This is a genomic window from Paraburkholderia lebeckiae (assembly GCF_014201005.1).
Lineage (GTDB): Bacteria > Pseudomonadota > Gammaproteobacteria > Burkholderiales > Burkholderiaceae > Paraburkholderia > Paraburkholderia tuberum.
Window position 1 is genome coordinate 1 of record NZ_JACHDK010000040.1, and the last position, 11789, is coordinate 11789.

The following is an 11789-nucleotide window of genomic DNA, read 5'->3' on the forward strand; positions in this document are numbered from 1 at the left end:
TATCAATCGTCTTTTGAGCATTGGTTTGTTCCGTTCGGTAGGTTTGTTCGACTGCGGCCACAGCCGACGCTGCGCGCACGGTTTCTGCGAGCGCGGCGTCGGCCGCTGAGGCGGCCATATCGGAGATCGCTCCCAGTTCGGCCTCGTGTTGCTGCCGAGCGTTCGCAAGATCAGTCCCAGCGCTGGCGATCTGCGCGCCGAGCCGCCATTGCTGCGCGATGCCGGCAATACCGCAGCCGAGCACAAAAACCGCGATAAGTGCTTTCCAGTTCATCTGCTCCCCTCGTCGCGATCGCCGGGCAGCTTGCCAACGAACTTCTGCACCGCCGCCTCGAGTACAGACTGCCCGAGAATGCCAATTGCGGACGCAATGCCGACCAGCGCTGTCGGTGGCATCTCTTTGAAGATCATCAGTACGGCCCCAGCGCTCGCCGACAGTCCTGCACCGATAATCATTCGACCGACGACAAGTCGGGCTGATATCGCCTCCCCTCCGGCCAGCAGCTTTCCAAGGCCGATCACCGCGCCAAGGCCCAGCAGCATCACCAGTTCCTTTTCGTGCTCGTTCAGTTGCATCAGGCCTCCTCTGCATTCCGATAGGCACCCGCAGCGTCGACAGCCTGCCGATGGAACTCCGGCCATGACTCGGGCCGGGGCTTGCCTGGCTGCCACGTCCGTAGATAGACCGCCCACGCGCCAGCCGTATCATCGGCCGCTGGCAGCTTCGGCGGGTCCGTGAAGAGCAGCAGCCGCGCGACGCCGGCCGCGAGGATGTCGTCATGTTCGAGCGTGCTATAGATCGAGACAGGATCGAACCCGACATGACGGGCCTCGCACAGCACGTTCAGCCAGTAGCGGCTCGCATCGTGCAGATAGACGCCCCACACGCCGCCGTGCGACTTCGCCGTGCCCTGCTCGAACTGCCAGAAGCCGCGGGCGGGACCACCGTTCATCTGCCGGCGAGCCGTGAAGTGGCTTTCCTGCAGCCCGATCGCGAGCAGCATGACGCGGGCGGGCCTCGAGTCCATCGCGGACGGCAGGATGGCGAGCGCCGGCGCGATGGCGTCCCTGATCACATCGTCTAGTGACATTGCTGTTCCCCACAAATAGAAGCGGCCGCACAATGGCGGCCGTAAACGAAAAAACCGCCCGAAGGCGGTCGCTAAAAATCACAATCCTTTTACTGTGCCGCGAGTTCGCGGTGCGCGCGGTTCACCTGCATCTGGATAGCGCGAATGCGCCGGCTCACGTCGCGCACGCGCTGCTGGCGCTCGGCAACGTCCCCGATCTCTTGCGCAGCTCTCCCCTCCCTGTACAGCGTCTTGATTTCGCCGTTAGCTGCCTTGTACATCGCCGCTGCCTTCTCGACATTCGGATGAGCCTCGTCAAACCGATCGAGCGTGCCCTGCTCCTCAGCGTACTTTCGCTCGTTCACAAGTCGATCGGCCTCTTTCGATCGCTCCCGGAACTGCACCATGTCCTCACGCAGTGGCCCGGATCCGAACGTGCGCGCCAATGGAATGTCGGTCAAGCTCTTGTCGGTTTCCGCCTTCTCGCCCAGCGCCTCGAATGCCTTGATTGCGTCGAGCGCCCCGCCGCCGCCGTAGCTACGCAGAAGGTGCGAAATGGTTTCCGGATACACGTCAACCCCGGTGGTGTCGTACAGCTGCTGTGCGGCGTCGCGGAACAGCTTCGACGTCTGCGGCCACGCCTGCTGGAATTTCAGCTTGTTGCCAGTCCATTCGTCCGGTTTGTGAATCGGACTGCCCTGCCCGGTCTGGTTCAAGGCGAGTTGCAGAAGCGGCTTCGCGATGCTCGGCATGAACTGCTGCATCACCCAGCCCGCCATATCCTTCGAAGGGTCAACGTCCGTGGGATCGACCGGCGAGAAATTCGACAGCAGACCATCCTTCGCTACGTTCCCCGCGAACGTCCCGAGGTCGTCCAAGCCGTCGGCATAGCGATGCGTCGCGGCCGCGAGCGTCAGCGCGATCCGACCGAAGCCGAAACCCACTGGAAACTTGAAGCCGCGCCCGTCCGGATCGCTCGGGTCGATCATAGTGAGGAAGCGGCCAGACTGCGACAGCGGCACCTTATTGAGCTTGTCGACGCCGTCGTCGTCCTGGCCACCCATCGATTTGAGCGCGCCGTAGAGACTGTACATCAGCGCGTAATGCGCCAGCATCACGGCCGCGCCGCGCGGCGTGCGCAGCGCCTGCGCCATGCGACGCGCGTCGAACAGCGCAGGGCCGGCGAAGGTGTAGATCGCGCCGAGCTGCTGGCCGAGTTTGCCTTTCGTCTCGAAGTTCATCGTGTCCTTCACGTACAGCGCTGCATCTTTCTCGGGCACGCCTGACTCGACGAGCGCCTTGAACAGCGACACGCGCGATGACATTTCCATGTGCTCGTTCACGCGGTCGATGAAGTCGCCGATCTTCCCGGCGGCCGCCTTGGCCTTGAACTTTGTCGTCGCGCCGACCATCTTGCCGAACTCGTTCTCCAGGTTCTTCATCGTGTCGTCTCGGAACAGGTCCTGATACAGCGTCGAGCCACCGAGCTTTTCGTAGCGCTCCGCCCACTTGTGATACTCGCCGCCCGGCTTCATACGCCAGTCCGCGGTGAACACGACGTTGTTGGCGAGTGCGCGCCGCACGGCGCCGATCTTGTCGTCGGTCGGTGCATCCGCCATCACCAGCGACATCATGGATTGCACGTCCCGCAGCTTGTTCATCGGCGGGAACATCGGGTTGTAACGTGTATAGATCGCGGATAGCAGACGCGTCGCCCGTTGCGGCAATGAGAACACGCCGTCGATCTGCGCGCGATTTGCGCCCTGCAGCGCGTCAAGCACCTTCCGGTTGCCGATATGCACAATGGTCGTGTGGTTGCCGTCGCGCAGCACGAGCGCTTCCGGCGACATCGCAGCGCTCGGCTTCACGCGTTGATGCACGATGCCGTCCTGCCCGACGTATTTCTCGAATATCTCGAACTGGTTCGGCGCGTCGTTGACCTTCGCGCCGAGCAGCACCTTGGCGCCAGGGCTCTCCTTCAGGAAGCGCACGAAGTCGCGCTTGAGTTGCTGCCAGCCGACGCGACGAATCGCGCTGTCGCCGGCTTCGAACACGTTCTGCAGCACGTTGTCCGCGAGCGTGCCCGAGCGGCCCATTGCCTGCTTTTCTTTCGGGGCCTTCAGGCCGCCGCCGCCCGGCCCAGAGAAGTCACCCTCGGCCGCGTTGGGGTCGCCTCTGAGCGGCACATACCATTCGTACTTCGGGCGCCCTGCTTCCATTTCCGGCGTCAGCAGTCCAGCGTCACGGAGCGTGCGATCGCTGTAGTCGAGCATCGGCTTCAGGTGGTCCCGATAAAACTTCTCGTAAAACTCGACCAGTCCCGGCGCGTCCCTTCGAATGTCACGCTCGATCGCGTCGATCTGCTCATTAGTTCTGCCTGAGCCGTCGAGCTGCCGCCCCTCAGTTTTGCGCGCGATCTCTGCGTTGCGCTCGCGGCCATGCTTCACCAGATTGCCGACCGTACCGATATCCATGAGGAACTGTTGATGTCCCTCGTCGCCGGGCCGGTCCGCGTACCAGTCCAGCTTCCGGAAATCACGGTTGTACGCATCGCGCAGCGCTTTCATGGCCGGCGTTACATTCTGCCGCTCGAAGTCCTGTCGCGTTTTTTCCGTCGCCCCTTGAAACAGGCGCATCGTGTTTCGCAGCGCCCGGCCTGATTCCGTATTGCCGGCGCGCCGAATGACTTGCTCGAGCGGATTCAGATGATCGAACAGTGACGTCGTGACGGTCTCAAGCCATTTCGGCTGCGCGGCGGATCCGCCTTCGGAGAGGAACGTGCGAGCTGCGCCCCTCGCCGCCGTCGGATTGCGCGACATGGCGCGCATGTTCTCCCAGAATGTCGGCTTGCGTTCTACCTGGGGCGCCGACGACTGACGCGGCCCGGCACGCGAGAAGTCTGCGGGCTCGCCGTCGGCTATACTCTCTGTGTCACTGGAGGTATTACCTATGGCACGTTCAGTTCTTCCTGACGCCTCGACGCTTTCGCCCCAGGCACTATTCTTCGACGTCGAAGGCATCCCTGTTTCCGTCGGCGAACCTGCGGCCGGCATGTATTCGGCGGCGTGGGACACCGATCCACCGCGCAAGTTTTCATCCGACTCAGCATCCCGCAACGGCGACGAAGTTTCTCCGGACCGGTTTGTTTCGCTTGTGCGTGACGCTCGATCCCACGCGGCGTCGTAAATCTCGCGCATCCGCTGGTCCAGTCCGGCAATCTGCGTCGTACGTTCAGGCGTAACGCCTGCAGACTCCATATCCCGCCTGAGGCGTGAACGTTCGACATACAACGGATGCGCCTGCCTCTTGGCCGCGATCATCTCGGGAATGCTGACCTGGATTTCAGCGGTGACGTTGCCGACGCGCACGTTGAACTTGGCGTCGCGATAACCGTCATGCTGCGCTGCGCTACCCGCGCTCAATCTGTCCCGGTGCGAACCGACCACTTCGAACTGCTCCCCAATGCGACGGACGGCCTCACGTGCAGCCTCAACGTTCGGCGTGACGATGGTCCCGCGCAGCACATCCTTGATTTGCGTTGCGTCGCCGCCGTAGTCGTTGACGATCTTGTCGATTGCGCGGTCGCGCCCCTTCAGATCCGGCGTCTCAGCGTAACCGCCCAGCGCCTCCGCGATGCCGTGGACGGTCCGGTCGAATTCGGGCTTCTGTGTCGCGGCCTCCCGATACGCTCTCCGCAACGCTTCCCGGTTCGCAATACTGAGGTTGCGCAGTGTCGGCGCGCTGCCCGAAGTCGAAAACTCAGTCGCCAGGTCATCGCCGTTGAGCGATCGCCCGCGCTCACGGAGATATTGCTGTGCGTCTCGAAGCATTGACGCGACGCGTGCATCTGTCACGTCCCCGCGCAGCAGTCCGGCTCTTTTCAGAAACTGACGCACCGCGTCGATCACCCGGCGCACGACGCTGTTCTGCATGTTGCGCTCGGCCATGAGCGCGATCATTTCCTTGGCGCGACGCTGGTCAGGCAAACCGGGCTGCGTACGGTCGACCTTCTCGCCAATCTCCCTGAACGCCTTGTTCCCCAGCCGCTCGGCTGCAATGACTCTGCCGGTCAGCTCGCGCATGGTGTCGCGGCCGACCATGTTTTCGAGCCCGTAGTGCCCGATCAATTCATGGCGTGCGACCTCGCGCGCGCGGGCGGGACTGGCAATATTGCCGGCGATGAGGGCGACACGATTCGTACGTGGATCGAAGAAGCCCTCGACGTCGTGCGCCCCCTCGGCCTCGGCCTGCCGGCGCACATATTCCGGCGCGTCCGCGAGCGTGTCATAGACGTCGACGTGATGGCCGTGCGTATCGCGCTCGATTGCGCGGCGAACGGCGTCACCCGTCATGCGTCCAGAAACAGAAAGCCCCTCGCGTGGAGGGGCTTCGTGGTTCGGTGCGGTTGTGTCGGATCGTCGTCGATCACTTGAGAACAGCGGATCCTGCCCGTTGGCTGCGGCGCGATCAGCATCGCGATCGCTACCAGTCAGCCTGAAGTCGGAGCGCTGCGCGTCCGCCTCGGCCCGCTGGTCCGCGGCGCGCTGTGCCCGTTCATCTTCTGCTTTGGCGGCGCGCTGGCGCTCGACACGCTGGCGCAACGTCTCGGGCTTCGGGCTGGTCTGTGGCGACTCAGCAGCGACTGTCGCCTTCGCCGCTGCCGCGCGCGTACGCTGGCGCTCGGCGACGCGATCCTGAATGCGTTTCGGTGCCGGGCGTGGCGCTATCGCTTCGCTGGATTGTTCGCCGCCGACCGCTTCAGCAGGTCGACGGTCTGTACGTCCTGCGGTGTCAGCGCCTTGCCGTGCATCACGCGGCGCAGCAGACTCACGCCCTGCGGCGAGCCCCAAATCTTGCGGCCTTCCGGTTTCATTCGTTGTCTCCAGTGATTGGGATGGAACTTTCTCCGCCTCCGTGCGCGCGAACTCCGCGACGCGACGCAGCGCCTGCGCGACCTCCGCCGATCCGGCGTGCTCGCCGATCGCCTGCGCCATCGCATGGACATCGGCGGGGGCTTCGATTGATTCGGGGGCAACGCCGCGGCGCCGTGCGTTCACGATCAGCGCCGCCGCGTCGGCAACAATCGGGCGCACGTCCAGCGCGCCGGCATCGCGCAGATGTTGCATTGAGTCTGCCGCTGCGGCCACGCCTCCGAGCAGGGCGCGCGACTCGCTATCGATCGCATGCGAATACAGGCGCGGGAGATCGGTTTCGCCATACCCGCGCTTGAACGCCGACGCCATCAGGCCATCGACGGCAGCGCGCGTCGGCGTTCCGTCTTCGTCAACCATACCAGCTCGCTGCTCGGATGGAAGCGAGTCGACGAAATCGCGCACCGATGCGAGCGTCGGATCGCCGGCCGCCGTGAACTCGGGAGCGGCCTTCGTCGAATCCTCAGCCGCCGTCGGCGCCGCATCAACCGGCGCGGTCTGCCTTGAGACGTCTGGCGTCTGCTCCTGCGGCGCGGCCTCGTCGGCAACAACAGCCGTTTGCGTGTCGGCGACATCGCGGGCCTGTTGCGCTTTCCGGACGTCGGCCGTCAAACCGGTATCGAGCGCGGACTGACGCGCGGCGCGTGCGTCGGCCGCCTGCTGATACGTCTGCGGCTCGACATCGCCCGTCGCGTCGACGACGAGATCGCTGCCGGCATCGGTCATATCTGGCGACGGCAGCGCCGGCGTCGCGTCCGGCGCTTCGAGCTTGCGTGGTTGTGCCTGCTCTTGCAAACGAGACAGCAGGCGCTGCGCGGCCCGCCCCAGCGAGTTCTGCATTTGTGCTGTCTGCTCGAGCGTACCGTTCCGCAGATCGGACGTCAGGTGGTTGCCGATGTAATCGCGGTTCACGATCTTGGGCAATCCGTCGAGGATCGCCTGCACGTCGGCAGGCGTCGCGTTGTATTGCGACTCGCCCATCGCAAAACCCTGTGGCGCGTCCGGAGCGCCAATGCGATATGTCGGAGCGGGCAGCGCAAGCGGATCAGCGGACGCGCCGGCGGGGGGCGCGCTGTCTGTGGTGGTCTCGGCAGCAGCATGCGGTCGACCGCCGATCGTGCCGCCCAACACGCCGCCCATTACTGCGCCTTCCGCCGTCGATCGCGCGACACCTTCGGTCAGCGACTGGTCCGGCAGAAAGTTACGGATTGCGGCGTTTGACGCGAGCTGAGTGCCGCCGCTCTGCGCAGCGTTCGTGGCCGCTTCCAGCGCGGCCACCGCGGGGCGTTGCAGTCCCGTGGTCAAGCCGGCGAGGCCGCGCTCTACCGGTGCGATCCGCCCCGTCACCGCGCCCAGCAGCGCGCTACCGAAGACTTCGGGCCAATTTCGTGCGATGCCGGCGAGCTCGGCTTTTGCGTCTGCCTCGTCCATTCCCGAGTTGCGAAGCTGCGCATAAGCGGGGCTGCGCGACATCAACGAGGCGTCCGGCGTGCTCTGCAATTTGTCGTAGATCAGACCGCGTGCCTGGCCGCCGCCCTGCGCGCCGAGGACTGCCGGAACAACAACCGGTGCGGCCGGCCCGCTGACCGCGCCCGCGACAAGGGCGGGCGCAAGGCCGCCCACGACGTTACCCGCAGTTTGAAGGGGACTGCGCCCCATGCCGGCGATGGTCGGCATGATCCCGGTACCGCCTTGCGCCTCGTCGGCGGCCACCTCGCGCGCCACGCGTGCGCGTTCATCACGAACGACTGCCGATTGATTCGCCTCGCTTTCGTCGACCACGCCCTGAATGCCCCGCGACAAGGCGTTGCCGGGGCTCGCCAAATCGGAAATCGACTTGACGCCGCGTAGCGCCGCATTGATAGGCGTGCTGAGAGTGTCGCCAACGAATTCAGCCGTGGAGCGCGTCGGCGCCTTCGGCTTGTCGCCGGCGGAGCGCTGGTCGAAGTAGGCGCGCAGCGTGTCCGGATCTTCGCCGTGCGCCGCTGCGATATCGCCGATTACCTTGTCGCGATAGTTGTTCCAGATCTGTTGCTTCGCCGCGTAGTCCGTCGCATCGAAGTTGTTCGCCGCTTTATAGGCATCCCACGTCGGCGCAGCCGGTCCCATCTGCTGCGGACCCTGCGCCTGTGTGTCGGACGGATCGAGGCCATAGGCAGCGATCGGCGGCGGCGGCGCGGGTGGCTGATACGGCGTCAGCACGCCGAGCGCCTGCAGCCGGCCTGCCGTATCTTCCTCGGCAATGTTGTATGGGTTCAAAGTGGTATCAGGCATTGTTCACGATGCTACGGATATAGTTGTCGATCCATGCGGAGTAGTCAGGCGCCTGCGCGACGGTGGTTGGTGCTGCGTCCTGTCGTTGCGTCTGTTGCGACGCCATGCTTTTCGAAATCGCGCCGGGCGCCGTGGTGATCTTCGCGATCTTCGGCCCGCTCGCTGGACCTGCCGCCGGCGCGATTCCATACAGCGCATCCGCGTCGATCGGATAATCGGTCGGTGCATTGGCGCCGAGTCCTGCCGTCGGCGCGCCGGTCAAACTCCCATAGATGCTGGCCATTTTGTCGACGTATCTGGGATCTTCCGCATAGCCGCCGCCCTTCAAGGCCGACGAGAAGCGCATAACGTCGTCGCCAGCGCCGAGCGCGCCGGGGTAACGGCGGGTGAGCAAGGATGCGTAGTCGTCGCCGAATGCCTCCGGCGTCGCATAGGCGCGATACGCGTCCCGGCTGCCCGTCATGTTGTCGCGAGCGCGCACACCACGCCCCGAAAAGTCTTTGATGTTTCCGAGGTTGTTGGTGCCCGGAATAACGGATTTGCCCCATCCCGTCTCAAGCCCCCATTGCGAGAGCAGAACATCGCGAGATATGCCGGTCTGTGCTGCGACCCGATCTGCGACGGGTCCGTATTGCTGAACGAATCGAGCGCGCTGGTTGTCGGCCATAGCTGCGTTCTCCTCAACTGCCGCGAAGCAGTTTCAGCAGCGCCAGGTCATTGGCGGTCAAGCCGCCCGGCGCGGACGGAACGCGTTGGGCCGCATCCGATATCACCGGTAGTTGCCCCGCGCCGCGTAGCGCATTCAGATAGACCGGCTGCGGAGCTTCGGCCGCCGCCTGCAACTGCCTCATCGTTAGCGGCGCGGCCGTCGGCGCCGCTGCGGTAGTGCCCGACACAACGGGCGAGACCGGGGGAACAGAAGCGGCCGGCGGCAACGATGGAGCGGGCGAAGCCGTTTCATCGGGATAACCGAACGGGTTCGAAGCGGTGGCTACTGGCGCCGTCGAATACATTGCATTCATGCCGGACGTACCCGTACCAGCGGGCGCCCCGGCCGGCTGGCCCTGCAACTGACCCAAGACCTGATTGATGCGCTGTAGGGTCTTCGCCTGTTCGACAGGGTTGCCCTTCTGCGATGTGTAGAGACGCTGCAACGATGTCAGTTGGGCCTGCAAAATTCGGACGTTGCCAGCGCCACCGCTGCCGCTATTCCCGTACCGCAACTGGTCGTATCGATCGCGCTGCGCGAGCTGATCGTTTCTCCACTGCGACTGGGCGGCCATCGCGTCCAGATTCCCGTAATAAGCGGCCATTGGATCGACGTTGCCGCCGAATGCCACGGCAGCAGGGATCTGACCGCCGCGCGAAAACGGAGTCGAGCGGCTCCCGTTTGCATCCGTGTAAATGAGGTTGCCATTCTCGTCAGTACTCGCCGTGATCCCATAGCCGGCGTCGTTGAGCCCTTGGGTCGTCATTCCAGCGCCGAGCGTGCCGCCAAGCGCGCCACCCAGATTGGCCTGCACCTGACCCGCGGCGCGCTGCTGTTCGAGCGCAGCATTCGTGAGGTACGGATTCGCCGCGACCTGCTCAGGCGGCAAATTGGAGAACACATATCGGGCGATGTCGGCCGGGTTCGTCATGCCCTGCTGCGCCGCTTGCGCGCGGAGCTTCTGGATTGACTGCTCCGCGACCAGCTTGTCGAGGTTGACGCCCGACTGCTGCGCATTGAACGACGCATTGTTCACGCCGTGCTGCACCATGTCGTTGTAGCCAGTGTTCAGCGTGTCGTACCTGATCGAGTTCGCCGTCGCGTTCGCGTCGGACGCCGTCATCTTCTCGGGCATCTGATAGTCGGCGAGGTACCGGTCGCGCATCTTGTTTGCGGCGCTCAAACCAGACGTCAGCGAATCGTCGCGCACCTTGTTGAAACCGCCCGCGAAGTCGGCGATGCCGTAGTAACCCATTGCGTTTTACCTCAAGCGAAAGTCGACGATGGACCGAGGGTATTGGCGTCCCACAGCGTTCCGCCGTTCGACGCGCCGAACCCATAGCCGAGCCCGCCGGGCCCCATGAGACCGGCGCCGCCAAATCCGACCGCCGACGAGAAAGAACTAGAGCCGCCGATGCTTGAACTGGTGCGGCCGCCCTGTGTCGAGCCGAACCCCGTCGGCGCGCCGACCATCGACAGACCGGCACCCATCAGGCCACCAAGGCTCGACAGGATCGCGCCATAGAACTGGTTACGACCGGCGAGCTCGATGTCGGTACCGCGCGCGAAGCCCGCAGCAGCTGCATTAAACTCGGTGACCGACGAGGCCTGAATGTTTCGCCCGATATTGAAGAGCTGGATCTTGCGATTGAAGAACTTGTCTCGGCGCGATTCCTGCCGCTCCTCGAGGAAGCGCCGCACTCGCTCTTTCGCCTCAGCGCTGGTTCGCGCCTCGTCGATGGATAGCTGTCGATCGATCGCGATCACGGCACCGATGCAGTAGCGGTTCCGGCGCCGCTGTGCCTGCGCGCGAGCGATACCGAACTGGCGCCGGATATCAACGATCGCGCGGTTCGCCTGGTCCTCGATTGGTTCGACGTACTCGGGGCGCGCGCACTCCTCGTCGATGGTAGCGTCCTCGCACGGCGCGAAGTGAGTGCTATAGCGCGCATATTCCTGCTCGGCGATAGTCTGCTGGCGGTCGGCGATGTCGTATTGCTTTTCCGCTGCATCCTTCGCGGCCTCCAGCGCATTGTTGGCGAGCAGGGTTTGCGCCGCAGCGTACGCGGCCTGCGCGACGATCCACGCGATGCGCCACTCGTTCTGCTGATCCGTCCACTTCTTGACGTTGTCCGCCTGCTGCTTGCGCCACTCGTCATCGTTGGCCTTCGCCTGAGCGGCCCATTGATTCGCATTCGCCTGCTGGTTCATCCAGACCTGGTTGACACCGTACTGGACACCCTGACCCAACGGGTCCTGCATCTGCGACCAGTTGGTAATCGCTACCGCGTCGCCGCCACCGCCCATCATTCACCTCGCTTGCGAACGATAATCGTGCCCTGCGTTTCCCAGCCATAGCGGGTAGCTGCCCGTGCGAAACGCTCGGCGTTCTCGATATTCGTCAGATAGCCTCGCACCTCTGACGCACCCATTCCAAAGCACCAGCCGACGAATTGCTCAGAGAGATCTCGTTCCGCCGTCGTGCCCCGGTGCTCGGGAAGCACATACGTCAGGATGTCCTGCCCGTAGGTGCGATCCTCGAAGGCAAAATTTGAAAGAGCGCCGCCGATGAAGCCTGCAGTGATTCCATTGACCTCCGCGACAGCAAAGTACAGATCCTTGCGCGCGCCCGTAACGGCAAGCGTGATAGCTTGGAGCGCCTTGACCGGGTCCGGCTGTGCATCCGGATTCACCTCGTGCACCGCGGCGGCGAGCATGTTGATCGTGTCGGTGATGTGCCGATAGTTGCAGTCCTGCTGCGCGTAAATTTTTGCGTTCAATTCAGACTCCAGAAAAGCGAAAGCC

Annotated in this window: 7 protein-coding genes and 1 pseudogene; all 8 read right to left on the reverse strand. The window is 64.0% G+C overall.

Features of this window, described 5'->3' with window-relative positions; translation table 11 throughout:
* Window positions 1-274: pseudogene (locus HDG39_RS33220) on the reverse strand (hypothetical protein); the annotation flags it as partial.
* The gene (locus HDG39_RS33225) at window positions 271-576 is read right to left on the reverse strand and encodes a phage holin family protein (RefSeq protein WP_184012353.1); all 306 of its coding nucleotides are present in this window, start codon (window positions 574-576) and stop codon (window positions 271-273) included. The pseudogene HDG39_RS33220 and the gene HDG39_RS33225, both read right to left, overlap by 4 nt.
* Window positions 576-1091 carry a hypothetical protein gene (locus HDG39_RS33230; RefSeq protein ID WP_184012355.1) on the reverse strand — a complete coding sequence of 172 codons (516 nt, stop codon included), beginning with the start codon at window positions 1089-1091 and terminating at the stop codon, window positions 576-578. The genes HDG39_RS33225 and HDG39_RS33230 overlap by 1 nt, the downstream gene beginning before the upstream one ends.
* An 89-nt stretch (window positions 1092-1180) precedes the next feature.
* A complete protein-coding gene (locus HDG39_RS33235; protein ID WP_184012357.1) occupies window positions 1181-7141 on the reverse strand; it encodes an LPD38 domain-containing protein in 5961 nt (1986 codons plus the stop codon).
* A 1126-nt stretch (window positions 7142-8267) separates the two neighbouring features.
* Window positions 8268-8942 carry a glucosaminidase domain-containing protein gene (locus HDG39_RS33240; protein ID WP_184012359.1) on the reverse strand — a complete coding sequence of 225 codons (675 nt, stop codon included), beginning with the start codon at window positions 8940-8942 and terminating at the stop codon, window positions 8268-8270.
* A 13-nt stretch (window positions 8943-8955) separates the two neighbouring features.
* The gene (locus tag HDG39_RS33245) at window positions 8956-10239 is read right to left on the reverse strand and encodes a hypothetical protein (RefSeq protein ID WP_184012361.1); all 1284 of its coding nucleotides are present in this window, start codon (window positions 10237-10239) and stop codon (window positions 8956-8958) included.
* Window positions 10240-10250: 11 nt separating this feature from the next.
* Window positions 10251-11294, reverse strand: coding sequence for a hypothetical protein (locus HDG39_RS33250; protein WP_184012363.1), 1044 nt, complete (start codon window positions 11292-11294; stop codon window positions 10251-10253).
* Window positions 11291-11764 (reverse strand): hypothetical protein, encoded by a 474-nt coding sequence (locus HDG39_RS33255; protein WP_184012365.1) that lies wholly within the window; start codon window positions 11762-11764, stop codon window positions 11291-11293. The genes HDG39_RS33250 and HDG39_RS33255 overlap by 4 nt, the downstream gene beginning before the upstream one ends.
* Window positions 11765-11789: the final 25 nt, after the last annotated feature.